Below are 14,650 nucleotides of genomic sequence, written 5' to 3'. Positions count from 1 at the left end.
AAAACCCAAACAAAAAAAGAGGCACGATGCCTCTTTTTTTGTGCTCTATAACTATCAATTAGTTAAGCGTCATAATGTCCTGTCGCACACGCCCCATCACCTGCTCAGACGTATTACCCCGCATGGCCAACATGACACCGCGACGCTTCAGCGTCCCGACGACGATAATGTCTGCGTCCACCTCTTCCGCAACATCCGCAACCACCTCGTCGGGAGACCCCTGACGCACATGGATCTTATCTGAATCGATACCCAGCTTGCGCACCATATTGCCGCGATCCGGGTAGCTTAATGAATCCGCGTAGGCATTCACCACCTGAAAGTCAGCATTGTAACGCTCGGCCATCCACTTACCCCGGGCAATAATCTTATCGCACAGCTCAGTGTACTGTGGAGAGGTGTCCTGCATTTTGACAGCGGCCAAAACCACCTTGCGCTGACTGTCTGCTCCTGGGCGACAGATCAGTACTGGGCAGGTCGCGTGGCGCAACACCTGCCATTTAGCATCACTAAATCGATTGCGGGTTTCCTTCGCGGAATAGTCCGGCATTAGAATCAAATCCGCTTCGGTCCTTTTAGCCGCCTGAAGAACCGCTTCATGCCACTGCGTGGACCAGCAAATGACCAAAGTGAAGTCCAGCCCATCGTCTATCATGGGCTTTTTAAGATTCTCAAACCACTCGCTGGTTCGGTATAGATCCGGATTTTCAGCATCCAGAGAAACCGCCGCCGAGTCCACCGCGACAAAAACTTTCAGCTTGGGACTGACGTCACGCAAACGAGAGGTGATGACTGCACGCTCCAAAGCGGCGTGTTCTTTCTGGGTAGGATCAACAATTACAAACAATGTATCCTGCTTAGACATATTTATAGGCTTCCCTAAATGTAAATTTGTGACTTGTAGTGTAGTCCATCTGAAGAAGTTGCTGTTGATTCACGTCAACAGCAGAGAAACCACGCGCCAACCAAAACAACTTCTCTGCCCAACATGCGGCAAAACACCTCAGTAGTAAAGCCTGAATAGCCATGAGTTTCTGCCACGACTCGCTACCGCAATTAAATCAGCTGTTTCAAGTGCCAGCAACCCGGGTTACCCCCACCTCTCTTGACCTGCATCAAGATGATCCAGCCTCCATCCGCATAGACTACTTTCTAACCAACCCGCTACCTTTCGGTGATTCTATGACCGCATGCTGCCAACAACCGTGTTATTCAACTGAGTCTTCGATTTCAGAAAGTTGCTTGCCGGCCAGTTATCACTGGGAAGCTTCCGTGAGTGATCATCAAGTGAAAGCTGCCCCTTCAACGGCCTCGACGGTGAGCACTCTGAATCGCTCATCATTAGGGTTGTACCTCTCTGCGCCGAGAAACATTGTGCCAACGCCCTCAATGCAATCTCAAACAAATCCAGTTCTACTGGATGGGCTACTCCGGGAAATAAACTACCGTCAGCGAGAGTTCAAAGGTCGTCACTCTCCCTGGTTGAGGTGGGAAATCCCTCACAACCTACTCGATAATACGGACGTAACCCAGTTAATGTATTTCCTCGGCAGGCAGTTTGAGCTCAGTAACAGCATGGGAAACTTCTATTGCGTAGCCTTTAAAATGAACGAGCTCGAAGCAGAGCGTCTGGCCCTCTTTAAAGGTTTAGGGTTTAACGCAATTGAATTTATCTTCGCCCCAAACGAATCATTAAACGCCGAGGCACTACGATACTGCTCATCACTGGCTCAGGGGTTTAATTTCCAACATTTTGGAATCCAGCTGCAATCTCTACCGATATCTCCTTCAGACATTATGAATCAAGCCCTCCAGGAAATTGGAAGAAAACCAGACAGCATTGTATTTACCCCTGTGAATAAGTCTACGGCCACGGATAGTACCGGCTTTCAAAAGTTGTTTTGGAGCCTGACCGAGTTGGGGTATGAGGTGCTGGGCAATGATCACTTTGTCAGCCCTGAATCGCCGCTAGCAAGTGCCCAAAAAAGAAACCACCTGCTGCGCAATTCGCTGGGTTACAATTGCCAGAATGTCAGTGATTCGCTAGGACTAGGGCCGGGCAATGCCAGTGCCATAGGTAACCTGCGCTCAACAAATCCAGATGCACTGGACAAATATCTTGTCCACGACTTTGATCAGTACACGATTGAATCAACCCATCCTCACATTAAGCAGGCCATTAACCAACTGCTGTGCCACCATCAACTGGACCTGAGCTATTTCAAGCAACGCTACCAACTGGATTTAGCTCAACTGCTAAATTCACTGATATCGAGGATGCACTTTGATCCCAACCATTCCCTGTTTGAAATTAAGGATAATATTCTGACATTGACAACCTTTGGCATTCTCCAATTAACAGCATTGTGTATGGGCTTGCATCAACAATTCAGCCAAACATCCTTTAACCATCAACCTTAGATTTGGAAAGAACGTAATCGCGTCGCCACATCCTCACCCAATCAAGGGCACTGGAGACCTAAAAGCAAAAAAGTCACTAACCCCACGAACGGTTAGGAATGGCCATAAAGATGAGAACGGCAATATGGATGAAACAGACAATTAAGTCGCCACCTGGTTTTTCTGGTGGCGGTGATGAAAAACCCTTAACCCGCCAAATATTTGACACCAGCATACCCTAATCCTGATTGCGACCCGTCGCAGCACACGCTTTACGGCGCGCGCGCTCAAGATCCCCACGCTGGAGTATATTCTTCACACTAGGTGTATGACCTCTTTACCTAACCCCCAGCCCTGTAGGACAATATCGGCAAATTTGCAGAACCGTCATTCTGCGTAAGCCTGTCAGAGCTGATGTTATGAGCAATACAATTCCAACAACTTCCGGCAACGAGAAAAAGTGCCACCACAACCCTCTGGTGTCCTGTGGTGACTGCCGACTGAGCGCCATCTGCCTTCCTATCAGTCTGCATATCGATGATATCGATAAGCTTGATGACATTATTCAACGCGGTCGTCCGCTGCAAAAAGGTGAATACCTCTATCGATCTGGCGATCAGTTTGAGTCCGTCTACGCAGTTAGATCCGGCTCCATCAAGGCATTGAATATCACCAATGACGGACAGGAACAGGTCACCGGTTTCTATTTGCCCGGGGAGATTCTTGGTATGGATGGCCTTGCTCAAAATCATCACACCAATTCCGCCATTGCGCTGGAAACCTCGGCGGTGTGTGAGATTCCCTTCTCGCAACTGGAAGGTTTGAGTCTGAAGCTCCCTACTCTGCAGCGTCACTTTTTCCAATTGATGAGCAAAGAGATCACCTCTGATCAACAACTCATCACACTACTCAGCAAAAACAGCGCTGACGAACGTATTGCCTCTTTACTGCTGAGTATTTCCACGCGGAATCATCACCGACAACTTTCAGCCACCGCCTTCCAACTACCCATGTCTCGCTCCGATATGGGCAACTATCTGGGCCTAACCATTGAAACCGTGAGTCGGGTTCTGGGGCGTCTGCAAAAAAGCGAGCTGATACGTGTTGATAAGAAAGATATTGAGATTTTAGATATGGAAGGACTGAAAAGAATCGCTCACGCTGAGTCCATCGTCTGATCAGACCGAGCTTTTGATCGCTCAGCCATCTAGCAATAAACCCGGCAAACGCCGGGTTTATTCGTTCTACTGTTTAATCACTAGTTTCACCGATTGACGTGCTACCACAAATTAAAACTTATAGCCGACAGAAAGCGTATAGACATAAGGATCAATCTCAACATCCGACTCAATCTCGGAACCGTTATCGAACTTAATAGTAGCGGTCGAATCAATGTCGATCCAGCGCACTGAGGCGTTTACCAACCAGTTTTGATTCAAGTGATAATCAAAACCCACTTGGAACGATGCACCCCAGGAGTCATCCATTTCTACATCACCTCCGGTCAAACCCAAAGTAGCAAAGGTTGCATCCGCTGCACTGGTGGTATCTTCATCAAAGAAAGTCGTGTAGTTGATGCCTACGCCTAAATAAGGTTGAAAATTATTGCCCAAATCAATGTGGTACACCGCACTCAGAGTGGGGGGCAGGTGTTTGATATCAGCCACATCCAGCCCCTGAAGCGCCGTCGCATTGGTCACAGTTGCGGTGTGCGAAAACGGCGTTGCTGCCAGAAGTTCAATACCCACATTATTGGTAATCATATATTCAACGGTTAAACCCAGCTGAGTATCGTCGTCCACCTTCAAGTTCCCACTGAGTGGTGCAGGTAAAACAGTGCCATCAAGTGTTAAAGCGGAGCTACTTTCAGCAGGAGCAACCTCGGTTGCACCAGCACGCACAACCCAATCACCGGCCTGATAAGTTTGGGCACAGACAGGAAAAGTGATTGCAGAAACTGCTGCAGCCAAGGATACAATTAATGCCTTTTTCATGTTTCATTCTCTCTCAGTAGGATGTTGTTTCTGAACTGGCGCCATTACACATGAATCAACCGCGCAAGTTCTTGATCTGGATTAAATCTTTTACAACTAATGCAAAAAGTCCGAAAATACCCATTATCTATAAACTCCCTATCATGTCGTCATACATTGGCTACCGATTACAGGCAAAAACAGGCAGAGAAAATCCATGACCCAAGATGATCGCTTACAACAGGTTTTGAGTGCCATTGATGACAAAAATCAGCAAGATCCCAATACTGTAGAACATCAGGGGCAATCTGTAGCGAAAGAGTGGCTCTATGGGCAACGTATGTCACAGTGTTTGGCGTCTTTTCAGCCCGACGCTTCCGAAATTCTGCAAATCGCCTGTCGTGCACAGCATATCCAGCGCTGGGCCATTGCCCGCCGGGATTACCCCATGGATCGTCCGGGCTACAAGCGCTGGCGCACAGAACTGGCTAAATTTCACGCAACGCTAACCGCCGAACTGATGGCCGATTGTGGCTACAGTGAAGACGAACAAGAACGCGCCAAAAGCCTACTGCAAAAGAAACAGCTTAAACGCGACTCGGAAGCTCAAACTCTGGAAGACATTGCCTGCCTGGTGTTTCTGACCTATCACCTGGAAGACTTTGCCGCTCAACACAGCGATGAAAAAATCGTCGACATCATCCGTAAAACCTGGAACAAAATGTCAGAAGACGGCCACGCCGCAGCCCTTAAACTGCCTCTTTCGGATGCGATGGGGTCACTGGTCGGTCAGGCTCTGAATGGTTAGCGATAGAAAATAGCTAGCCATAAATAATAGAGAATTATAGAAGCATGGAGGCTCTGGTCTGCTTATCAGCATGGCATGACTGGCGATCAATAAACCACCTCTCTGGTGATTTTTTAGCAGCCTCCTCGTCTATCGACAGCTTTCACAAACACTCACCACTTACCTGCAAGGTTGGTTGTAGTCAGTTACTGGCTAGGCCATAATGCGCGGCCTTTTTCCGCACTCCTTCAAGATGTTCAAACAGGTTATCTATGTGGTTTAAAAATCTTCTGCTATACCGTTTCACCAGCCCTTTCGAAACCGATGTCGAACAGCTTGCGGAGTTACTACAACCTCAGGCCTTCACGCCTTGTGGTCGTCAGGAAACGAGTCGTTACGGCTGGGTAAGCCCCATGGGCGACATCAGTCAGGAGCTCTACCACAGCGCCAATGGCTGTCTTATGCTGTGCGCGCGCAAAGAAGAAAAAGTTCTGCCTGCCTCCGTGATTCGGGAGAAAGTGGAAGACAAAGTTAAGATCATTGAAGCAAAAGAAGATCGCCGGGTTTATCGCAAAGAAAAAGAGACGCTTAAAGAAGAAATTATCTTCGACTGTCTACCCCAGGCCTTCACCAAAACCCACCGCACGTTTGGTTATATCGACATCAAAAACGGCTGGCTGTGTATCGACAGCGGATCCTACGGAAAAGCCGAAGAATGGATGAAGCTACTTCGCGACACCCTGGGCAGCCTGCCGGTAGTGCCTGTTCAGGTCACCGAATCACCCGCCGTTGTCATGACCAGCTGGCTGAAAGGCGAACCTCTGCCAGAAGATCTGGAGCTGGGTGATGAATGTGAGCTGCGGGAACAGCGCGAAGAAGGCGGCATCGTTCGCTGTAAAAAGCAGGATTTGCTGGGCAAGGAAATTGAGCCTCACCTGAATGCCGGCAAGCAAGCGGTAAAACTCGCTCTGAATTGGGATGAATGCCTGCAATATATGCTCGCAGACGACCTGTCGATCAAACGCCTAAAGTTTGGTGAAGAGCTCATCAGCGAGGCTCAGGACAGTGCCGATGGTGACAAAGCCGCGCAGTTTGACGCCGACTTCGCTCTGATGACCGGAACATTCCAACGCTTTATTCCCGCCCTTCTCAATCACTTCGGAGACAAACGGCCAGACCCGGTTTAAGCCTCCTGCCTGACTTAAATCGCCAACTGCATAACACCTTAATGACAACCCGATAGAGGTCTTTGGTCAGTAATCACCATGCCCTCTACCAGTTTGCCGATACTTTAGACTGAAAAGTCATTTACAGCCAAAAGAGGTCTAATTAGGCCGAATGTGCTTCTTCATGCCAGCGCAGTGTTGACATGCGACAGTAACGTGACGTATATCACAGGTGTAGCGTGAATTGCCGCGAAGGGATCTAAGCAGTGCGGCACTAATAACCATAAAACAATTCAGGCAGCCGATTATGAAAATCAAAATGCTTTTCGCCCCATTTGTACTGCTTCTGGCCGGTAGCGCCATGGCAGATGGCGAATTCCCCAGCTACCTAAATGAAAAATACTGTAACGACATCAAACTGGACTTTATTACCTCTTCCATCAAAAGCCTTCAGAGTTACCGGGATAAGCAACTGGTCAGCCAGCACCGCGGTGGTATGAATAATATCCGCAAGTTCCTGGATCAACGTGAAGACTGGCTAAAAGAGTGTGATCAATACCTGAGCCAGACCAAACAAAACCGATTGTTTCTGGACGACGCCACCACAGCGTCAATTTTCGAAGCAATGGATTCTGTGTCTGATGAGCTGACGTCTTTGATCAGCGGTGTGACATACAGTGTAGATGCCGGCGGAAGCCCAACGGACGTTGCGGCAGACAAGTTTGACAACCTGTTCAAGCTGGTCGATGACCACCAGACCACCATGCTAATGAAAGGTCAGGTCGTATATCGATAGACAGTTCTCAATTCGAGGCTGGCAGAGCTCTTAAAACGAGACAGACTTATCAACCAAAACGGCTCACACAAGAGCCATCTCAAAAGGCGCATCTGCGCCTTTTTAATGACCTTCGATAAGCGTCTTACAACTTGAACAACGGGGCACACATCAGCCGTATCAGGCAGGCGGGGAGTCTTCGGACTTTTTCTTCAGAGATAGTGTCGCACGCTTCGGCTTGTTCGCCGGCGGGATATAGGCGGGCTTCTTAACCACAGGTCTGGTTGACCGGCTATTTTTAGCCTCTTTTGTGATAGCTTCCACCCCCAAACGAACCAGTCGCACTTGCTCAATACTAGTGAGTCCCTTGGGGAACTTGCCAGGATGAACAGCACTGGGGTCTTTCGGGTTGCCTTCTATCTCCAATCGAAAGCCACTTTCATGGGTAGCACTCAGGCTCTTTAAATCAACGGTCCAGGCTTCTAAATTCATTACTTCTCAACTACGGCTCTACATCTTAAATCTGTAACACCTACAGAATTAATAACAGCATTTAACACAACAGGCTTTATAAATACGGGGGCAATAAAAACACTTAGACCCGTAAAGCTGCTTCTTAATTTGTACGATTCTGGCGAGAATTAGACCACTAAGTGGCACGATAGTACAGTGAATACCCTTCAAATCCCTCGAAAAGCCGAAAGATCCTGCGGTTTCATGGCCATATCTGAGCTTCAAGCGGCGCGATAATAAACAAATCCCTCTGCCCCCAACATCTGACAGCGACATTTTTGCGATCAAGCCCACAGTGACATGCGTGAAGCAGAGAAGCCCGTCCCAAGTCTGGACAAGATAGACCCCTGGTCACAATGACCAAGCTGGTAAGCTAACTAGAGCCAATGCTGATAACTGGCCGTATATCTGAATATCATCCTGTCTCCTTTGAACAGTCATACAAAGGAGACAGGACAGAGTTGAAGTCGTAGAAAGTTAAAACGATCAGTCTTTTGAATTTTTTGAAACCTGACGCTCAGGAGGTAAAGCACCTATGTGAACTTCGTTGCGCTGACGCGCCAGTTCAATCTGCTTTTGACGCTCCATGAAACGCGCCCGCTGCTCTGGAGTTTGGGTGTCATGACAACGGGGGCAAGTCACCCCTTCGATGTACTTGTCTGAGAGCTTGTCCTCGTCGGTGATGGGTTCACGACAACCATGGCAGAGGTCGTAAGTGCCTGGCTGCAGGTTGTGATCCACACTCACACGATTATCAAACACATAGCATTCACCGTCCCACAGGCTTTCCTGGGCAGGCACGTCTTCCAGATATTGCAGAATACCGCCGTGCAGGTGATACACCTCTTCGAAGCCCTGCTCTTTCATATACGCCGTGGACTTTTCACAACGGATACCACCGGTGCAGAACATTGCCACCTTCTTGTGCTTGGCAGGGTCCATATTCTCTGCCACATACTGAGGAAACTCGCGAAACGACTTGGTATTGGGGTTGAGGGCTCCCTGAAAGCTGCCCAGCTCATATTCATAGTCATTACGGGTGTCTACAACGACTACCTCAGGATCGGAAATCAGATCATTCCAGTCTTTGGGATCCACATAGGTCCCCACCACTCGGCGGGGATCGATGCCTTCTACCCCCATTGTGACGATCTCTTTTTTGAGTTTGACCTTCATGCGGTAAAACGGCATTTCTTCGTCAATGGACTCTTTATGACTCAGCCCTTCCAGACGCTCGTCAGCTTTCAGATAGCTTAGAACGCTGTCTATCCCTTCCCGACTGCCTGCAATGGTGCCGTTGACACCCTCACTGGCCAGCAGAAGCGTCCCTTTCACACCCGCCTGCAGACAGTGCTCCAGCAAAGGATCTCGCATCTCCTGATAATCCGGCAGGGAGACAAACTTATAGAGGGCGGCAATAACAAACTGACTCATAACGTCTAACTAACTCAACATCGATAAAATATCAGGATATTCAGCCAGCATCTGACGCTGGCCATCAAAAAGGGCGCCATTGTAGCCAACTGATGATTTTTTGAACACCACCAATTGACGTCATAACAGGTTTAGCGATCGGCCTTGGAACCACCCAAACATTGAGGTGAATCAGGTGCCAACCCCGTTGCCTGCCACTCTTCGGGGCTGTAGGTATGCAGCGCCAGTGCGTGCACTTCCCCTGCCATTTCCTCGCTCAATACCTTGTACACCTGTTGATGGCGCGGGACCTGACGTAAACCTTCAAAGCTTTCACTCACCAGAACAACCTTAAAATGCGACTCTGAACCTGGCGGTACATTGTGCATGTGGCTTTCATTGACCACGTCCAGATGGGCTGGGGAGAAATGCTGCTCTAACTTTTGGGTAATCGCGGTTTGGATTTTCATAAGGGTAACAACCGTCCTGTATGCGTTAAATAGCCCTGAAAATGACCTCTGGGCTTTACTCGTAACCCGCGATTATACCGAAGATACACCCGGTCTTTCTCGGTACCGGAGAAATTAACTGCCCTGTTAGCCACCATTGCATCAACCTGTCACTTTATCTGCAGGGTGAATTTGCTATTATGGCCGCCTTAGCGACCCGCCAACTGCGAGTTTTACTACGACCTCCCATAAGATGCTCCCCTCTCATGCTTGATCTGAACGCTCTGTCACAACTGAACCAGCTTAAAGAAACCATCCGTTCCGATAAAAACCTGGCCGAAGGCACTGTTCGCGGCAGCCAGGGGCGTTTCGGCTTTGTCACGCTGGACGATGGCAGAGAAGCCTTCCTGGCACCTGATGAGATGGCACGTGTCCTGCCCGGTGATCGAGTAGAAGTGAGTGTCACCGAAAAGAAAGACAATCCGGACAGCAACAAGATTGAGGTCGAGCTGGACAAATTAATCAGTTCCACCACCAAGGTTCTGATCGGTCAGTACCTGATACGCGGTAAAGGCCACTTTATCGCCATCGACATGCCACAACTGAATCGCTGGGTATTTCTGCCCCCCAAAGCTCGCAACAAAGCACAGGAAGGCGATTTTCTGGTGTGTCGCCTGACTCGCCACCCTTTTGAAGATGGCAAAGGACAGGCCAAGGTCGTCGAAATCCTGGGCAAACCCGGTGATGTCGGTATCGAACATAAGGTCGTCTGCCACAAGCACAACTTAGCGACCCGCTGGACGAAAGAGGAACAGGCCCAGCTGGACAGCATCCGTCAACAATCCCTGGACTCGCTGGCAGATTACCAATCCCGCACCACACTGCAGGATCAACCCTTCGTCACCATCGACTCTGCCACCACCAAAGACATGGATGACGCCCTCTCAGTCGAGGCCAACGATCAAGGATGGCTGCTGAAAGTCGCCATTGCCGACCCCACCTCTTCCATTGCCTCGGGATCGGCACTGGACAAAGCCGCATACAAACGCGCTAACACGGCTTATCTGCCCGGTCAGGCCATTACCATGCTGCCGGAAGAGCTGTCTCACAACGCCTATTCCCTGATGCCCGGCGAAGACCGCCCTGCACTGTTGTGCCAGATGCAAATCAGCAAAGACGGCACCATTGAAAGTACACAGTTTGAATTTGCCATTGTCCGCTCAGCCCACAAACTCAGCTATGAAAACGTGGCCGCGTTTCTGGAACAGGATCAGACCGATGCGGTTCCCGCAGACAGCCACGAGCTACTGAAAGCGCTGCTGGACTGCAGTCAGGCACTGAACAATTACCGCAGTGAACACATGCTCAAAATGGAAGAGCGGGACGACTACGATCTGGTATTGAACGATCAAAAACACATTGCAGAGATCAAGCGTCAAAGCCGGAATCTGGCGCAACAGATTGTGGAAGAGTCGATGCTGGCAACCAACCGCTCGGCAGGTGATTTCTTTGCTCAGCACGCCAACAGCGGCATTTACTCTTCTCACAAGGGATTCCGCAGTGAGCGGTTGGACAATATCCGCAAAGTTATCGCTGAAGACTTTCCGGAACTGGCCGAGCTGGATCTACTCAGCCTCGACGGTTATCGCGAATTGATCAAAACTTTGCATCAGAACCCAGAGGCGGCTCCACAACTGGCGGCTTTCCGACTGATGCTGCAAGCGGGTGTTCTGACCACTGAAGCCTCACCGCATCTGGGTCTGGCCATGCAACATTACGCCACAGTGACCTCGCCGATCCGACGCTACAACGATTTCTACAACCACCGCGCCCTGCGTGCAATCCTGCAAGGCGGAGACGCAGTTGAAGCTCCGACACAGGAAGCGTTAAACGAAATGCAGGCACGCATCGGTACTACCCGCGCTGCCAGTCGAGATCTGGAACAATGGCTCTACTGCCTGTTTGTGGAGGAGTTCAAGCAACAAAATCCGGAGCAAACTTTGAGTGCCACGGTTTTTCGGGTCACCTCGCAAGGCGTTACCGTAAAACTGAACGACTGGGGCATTAACGGTTTTGTGAAACTGGATCCCAAGGCCTTCAAGTTTGACCCTGAGCGTATGATGCTGAAAGGAGAAGAACAAAGCTTTATTCTTAATCAGCCGGTTGAGGTCTTGATTGACCGAGTTGATCTGGATAAAAAACGGATTAACTTTAAGCTGGTGTAAACCAGGCTGGTTAACGCAAAAAAGGCAGGAGTATCCCCCTGCCTTTTTTAATGGTGCCTAAACTATCTGGAATCCCAGCTACCGACACTCGTCAGCTGACACCCATCCTCTGGCCGTTAATTTTCCGATCATTCTTTTTTCTGACCATTCTTTTTTCTGACTATTAATTTTCTGACTATTAATTTTCTGAGAGGGCCTCACGAGTTTGAGGCTCCATCTTGGTCAACCCCCACTGCTTTCCGGTCTCAATCGCCTGCTCCAGGCCCACGTTCTTTAACTTGCCTTCGCGTATGGCGATTACCGCTCCCACGCGATTGCCACTGGCGCAGTGCACCAGCACCATTTCATCCCCGGCCTGCGACAGTAGCTTATCCAGCGCAGCGGCGTTATCGGTCGTGAGGTCGGCCGGAGAGGCAATGGGTAACACAGCATAAGTCATCCCCAGCGATTCAACATACTGACGTTCATCCCAATCCATTTCTGAATCGGGTCGCAGATTAATCACATGTCTGATACCGGAATCAGACATGTCTTTGAGCTGTTCCTTGGTCGGCTGACCACTGGTATAGGTCGTGGGCTCGGGATGCATCAGGTTAATAGCGTCTATATTCACGTTAGAGTTGCTCACAATAGGGTTCTCCATATCGTTGTTACGTTCATTATTGCTGACCGTTTTGCGATCAATACTGTCAGCGTTATTGGTTAAAGAGGTTGTCTCGGCCCCAGAGGGAACAGCCACGACACTCCACAAGAGGATTGCGGCACATCGAGAAACGCTGAATGAGGTCATATCCATTACTGGCCCTGCTTTAGTCGGTGATTGATGTTAATCAGTGCTTAATATTCATCAGTGCTTGGCCGACGGCTGGAAAAGACCCATGATCCAGACCAGAACGGTACCCAGAACCCAGCCAAAAATCAGCGATACCAGCATCATCCCAACGGTCGTCAACCAGGCTGCGACCTGATGCGCGTCAAACCAGTGCTCAAAAAAGTGAGCCACTGGGTGAAGTCCATGCATTAAAATACCACCACCCACCAAAAACATCGCCAGAGTGCCTACGATTGACAGGGTTTTCATTAACCAGGGACATAAATTAAGAATGCCTCGTCCCACATAATCAGACACCGAATCATCCGCTTCGGTTTTCTGAATCAGGTACAACCCCAAGTCATCCAGCTTCACAATACCGGCGACAACACTGTACACACCCGCGGTCATCAAAAAAGCAATCAGGGACACCACAACCACGGCCCCCATTAATGACATCTCCTGCACCGTTCCCAGAGCAATAACGATGATTTCTGCGGATAGAATAAAATCCGTGCGGATGGCACCTTTAATTTTGTCTTTCTCGAAGATCAGCAACTCTTCGGCAGACATCGTAAGCTTTGGCCTGGGAGTATTCTCTACGGCTTCAGGCTCTCCCTTCTTCGAACGATGACTTAGCCAGTGCCATATTTTTTCAGCGCCTTCATAGCAAAGATACGCACCGCCCAACATCAATAATGGCTGAATTAGCCAGGGAATAAAGGCTGAAATCAAAAACGCCAATGGCAGCAAAATACACTTATTGATCAAGGATCCCTTGGCGACAGCCCAAACCACGGGCAATTCACGCTCTGCCCTGACACCGGTCAGTTGATTGGCGTTCAACGCAAGGTCATCACCGAGAAGACCTGCGGTTTTTCCTGCCGTGACTTTGGTCATTGCTGAAATATCATCCAGCATGCTGGCTATGTCATCGATCAGCGCCAGTAAACTTGTTCCTGCCATCCTTTCCGCCCCTTCCTGACCGTTATTGAGCTGTGGTTATTGTTGAATGTTGTCTGTAAACCTTAACCTTAGCTGTTATAACCACCTTTGGTGCATATCCTTGAGCGACTATACCAGCAGGCACTCAGCCGTTCACCACACGGGTAGCGAAAGCCGGGTAAATTCCTTAAGATGGCGCCACTTCCGGTTCCTGCCAACCTAACGCCTCCAAGATATGGCCCCAAGACTGATAACCCACCATGCCCTTGCCACCGAACGCTTCTGACACCGTCATGCCGAAACTCCCCTATTTGGGCGCACGACTAAGGTCGCTCTATCAGTGGGTTGAGGCTGCTCAGAAAAGCGGGCAATACACTAGTATCTGGGACTGTTGTTGTGACCACGGATACCTTGGCATCAAAATACTCGCCAGAGGACTATGTGAGCAGGTGCATTTTGTCGATCAGGTACCACACCTGATCACAGACCTGCAGCAAAGACTGACTTGCTATCCTGCCGCACGCTATCAAGCTCTGGCCGCCGACGCCAGTCAACTCAGGTTTTCCGAAGATCAGCGTCATCTGGTTATCATTGCCGGCGTGGGCGGCGAACACAGCGTCGAGATTCTGCGGAAAATACTGCCTCGACATCCAGATCAGCCTCTGGACTTTTTATTCTGTCCCGCCACGACCCAGTTTGATTTAAGAGAATATCTGGCCGACCAGGGTTTTGCGCTTTTGCACGAAACCATGGTGACTGAAAAAGGTCGGGATTATGAAGTGATTGGCGCTCGCTGGAACCCGCAAACCGACGGTTTACCCACCGTATCCAAAACCGGCAGCCACTGGGATTTAGGTAACGAAGTTCATCAGCGTTACCTGACAAAATTGATAACGCACTATCAACGCCGTACTCTGGGCGACAATGCCTCTGAAGCCCAGCGCATTCTGAATATTTATCAGGCTACCTGGGACAGCCTCGCCTGTCGCTAATTCACGAGTCACTCAGTTGCATGTCGGTCCCCGGCTTCTCATGACAACCAAAAGGACAACTCCCATGAACAGTCAACAACGACTTTTCTCCCGCTTTGTCACACAGCTGCCTAAGGGAGAACTCACCTGGATTGGTTTAAGACCAGAGCGCAAAGCAGAAATGACGGTCGCCAGTTCTGCAGTGGCACTTCAGGATTTGGG

14 protein-coding genes are annotated in these 14,650 nt (G+C 49.6%); 7 read left to right on the top strand and 7 right to left on the bottom strand.

The window, feature by feature from the left end; all coding sequences use genetic code 11:
- Positions 1 to 58 precede the first annotated feature (58 nt).
- Positions 59 to 865, bottom strand: a complete 807-nt coding sequence (locus ACTG33_RS02450; RefSeq protein ID WP_439133592.1) for a universal stress protein — start codon at positions 863 to 865, stop codon at positions 59 to 61.
- Positions 866 to 1,575: 710 nt separating this feature from the next.
- On the opposite strand from ACTG33_RS02450, the gene ACTG33_RS02445 reads away from it, so the two are divergent.
- A complete protein-coding gene (locus tag ACTG33_RS02445; RefSeq protein ID WP_439133591.1) occupies positions 1,576 to 2,421 on the top strand; it encodes a hypothetical protein in 846 nt (281 codons plus the stop codon).
- A 398-nt stretch (positions 2,422 to 2,819) separates the two neighbouring features.
- Positions 2,820 to 3,578 (top strand): fumarate/nitrate reduction transcriptional regulator Fnr, encoded by a 759-nt coding sequence (gene fnr, locus ACTG33_RS02440; RefSeq protein ID WP_439133590.1) that lies wholly within the window; start codon positions 2,820 to 2,822, stop codon positions 3,576 to 3,578.
- Between the two features lie 111 nt (positions 3,579 to 3,689).
- Here the strand turns inward: fnr and ACTG33_RS02435 are convergent, their stop codons facing one another.
- Complete coding sequence (locus tag ACTG33_RS02435) at positions 3,690 to 4,394, bottom strand: OmpW/AlkL family protein (RefSeq protein ID WP_439133589.1); 705 nt, start codon at positions 4,392 to 4,394, stop codon at positions 3,690 to 3,692.
- A gap of 196 nt (positions 4,395 to 4,590) precedes the next feature.
- Here ACTG33_RS02435 and ACTG33_RS02430 point away from each other — a divergent pair, with 196 nt between their 5' ends.
- From ACTG33_RS02430 to ACTG33_RS02420, 3 genes are all read left to right on the top strand, one after another.
- Positions 4,591 to 5,181: a DUF4202 domain-containing protein gene (locus tag ACTG33_RS02430; RefSeq protein WP_439133588.1), complete on the top strand. Its 591-nt coding sequence runs from the start codon at positions 4,591 to 4,593 to the stop codon at positions 5,179 to 5,181.
- Positions 5,182 to 5,432: 251 nt separating this feature from the next.
- Positions 5,433 to 6,347 carry a recombination-associated protein RdgC gene (gene rdgC / locus ACTG33_RS02425; protein WP_439133587.1) on the top strand — a complete coding sequence of 305 codons (915 nt, stop codon included), beginning with the start codon at positions 5,433 to 5,435 and terminating at the stop codon, positions 6,345 to 6,347.
- 286 nt (positions 6,348 to 6,633) lie between these two features.
- A complete protein-coding gene (locus tag ACTG33_RS02420) occupies positions 6,634 to 7,122 on the top strand; it encodes a hypothetical protein (protein ID WP_439133586.1) in 489 nt (162 codons plus the stop codon).
- A gap of 159 nt (positions 7,123 to 7,281) precedes the next feature.
- Here ACTG33_RS02420 and ACTG33_RS02415 read toward each other — a convergent pair whose 3' ends face one another.
- The 3 genes from ACTG33_RS02415 to ACTG33_RS02405 all read right to left on the bottom strand — a co-directional run bounded on the left by ACTG33_RS02415 (position 7,282) and on the right by ACTG33_RS02405 (position 9,497).
- Entirely contained in the window at positions 7,282 to 7,593 is a 312-nt protein-coding gene (locus tag ACTG33_RS02415) for a hypothetical protein (protein ID WP_439133585.1), read from the bottom strand.
- A gap of 507 nt (positions 7,594 to 8,100) precedes the next feature.
- On the bottom strand, positions 8,101 to 9,048 hold the full coding sequence (gene trhO / locus ACTG33_RS02410; protein ID WP_439133584.1) for an oxygen-dependent tRNA uridine(34) hydroxylase TrhO: 948 nt from the start codon (positions 9,046 to 9,048) through the stop codon (positions 8,101 to 8,103).
- 131 nt (positions 9,049 to 9,179) lie between these two features.
- The gene (locus tag ACTG33_RS02405; protein WP_439133583.1) at positions 9,180 to 9,497 is read right to left on the bottom strand and encodes a BolA family protein; all 318 of its coding nucleotides are present in this window, start codon (positions 9,495 to 9,497) and stop codon (positions 9,180 to 9,182) included.
- Positions 9,498 to 9,742: 245 nt separating this feature from the next.
- Between ACTG33_RS02405 and ACTG33_RS02400 the strand changes: the two genes are divergently transcribed.
- Entirely contained in the window at positions 9,743 to 11,701 is a 1,959-nt protein-coding gene (locus ACTG33_RS02400) for a VacB/RNase II family 3'-5' exoribonuclease (protein WP_439133582.1), read from the top strand.
- A 178-nt stretch (positions 11,702 to 11,879) separates the two neighbouring features.
- On the opposite strand, the gene ACTG33_RS02395 is transcribed toward ACTG33_RS02400, so the two are convergent.
- Together ACTG33_RS02395 and ACTG33_RS02390 are read right to left on the bottom strand one after the other, a co-directional pair.
- Entirely contained in the window at positions 11,880 to 12,440 is a 561-nt protein-coding gene (locus ACTG33_RS02395; RefSeq protein WP_439133581.1) for a phosphatase domain-containing protein, read from the bottom strand.
- A gap of 108 nt (positions 12,441 to 12,548) precedes the next feature.
- Positions 12,549 to 13,478 (bottom strand): DUF808 domain-containing protein, encoded by a 930-nt coding sequence (locus ACTG33_RS02390; RefSeq protein ID WP_439133580.1) that lies wholly within the window; start codon positions 13,476 to 13,478, stop codon positions 12,549 to 12,551.
- A 239-nt stretch (positions 13,479 to 13,717) separates the two neighbouring features.
- Here ACTG33_RS02390 and ACTG33_RS02385 point away from each other — a divergent pair, with 239 nt between their 5' ends.
- A complete protein-coding gene (locus tag ACTG33_RS02385) occupies positions 13,718 to 14,449 on the top strand; it encodes a tRNA (adenine(22)-N(1))-methyltransferase TrmK (protein WP_439133579.1) in 732 nt (243 codons plus the stop codon).
- Positions 14,450 to 14,650: the final 201 nt, after the last annotated feature.

This window comes from Pseudomaricurvus sp. (assembly GCF_965662505.1).
Taxonomy (GTDB): domain Bacteria; phylum Pseudomonadota; class Gammaproteobacteria; order Pseudomonadales; family Cellvibrionaceae; genus Pseudomaricurvus.
This window is presented reverse-complemented; position numbering and strand designations above follow the sequence as displayed.

Coding starts and splice junctions, on each gene's coding strand:
- ACTG33_RS02450 (WP_439133592.1), bottom strand. CDS start 865: ATGTCTAAGCAGGATACATTGTTTGTAATTGTTGATCCTACCCAGAAA.
- ACTG33_RS02445 (WP_439133591.1), top strand. CDS start 1,576: ATGGGAAACTTCTATTGCGTAGCCTTTAAAATGAACGAGCTCGAAGCA.
- fnr (WP_439133590.1), top strand. CDS start 2,820: ATGAGCAATACAATTCCAACAACTTCCGGCAACGAGAAAAAGTGCCAC.
- ACTG33_RS02435 (WP_439133589.1), bottom strand. CDS start 4,394: ATGAAAAAGGCATTAATTGTATCCTTGGCTGCAGCAGTTTCTGCAATC.
- ACTG33_RS02430 (WP_439133588.1), top strand. CDS start 4,591: ATGACCCAAGATGATCGCTTACAACAGGTTTTGAGTGCCATTGATGAC.
- rdgC (WP_439133587.1), top strand. CDS start 5,433: ATGTGGTTTAAAAATCTTCTGCTATACCGTTTCACCAGCCCTTTCGAA.
- ACTG33_RS02420 (WP_439133586.1), top strand. CDS start 6,634: ATGAAAATCAAAATGCTTTTCGCCCCATTTGTACTGCTTCTGGCCGGT.
- ACTG33_RS02415 (WP_439133585.1), bottom strand. CDS start 7,593: ATGAATTTAGAAGCCTGGACCGTTGATTTAAAGAGCCTGAGTGCTACC.
- trhO (WP_439133584.1), bottom strand. CDS start 9,048: ATGAGTCAGTTTGTTATTGCCGCCCTCTATAAGTTTGTCTCCCTGCCG.
- ACTG33_RS02405 (WP_439133583.1), bottom strand. CDS start 9,497: ATGAAAATCCAAACCGCGATTACCCAAAAGTTAGAGCAGCATTTCTCC.
- ACTG33_RS02400 (WP_439133582.1), top strand. CDS start 9,743: ATGCTTGATCTGAACGCTCTGTCACAACTGAACCAGCTTAAAGAAACC.
- ACTG33_RS02390 (WP_439133580.1), bottom strand. CDS start 13,478: ATGGCAGGAACAAGTTTACTGGCGCTGATCGATGACATAGCCAGCATG.
- ACTG33_RS02385 (WP_439133579.1), top strand. CDS start 13,718: ATGCCCTTGCCACCGAACGCTTCTGACACCGTCATGCCGAAACTCCCC.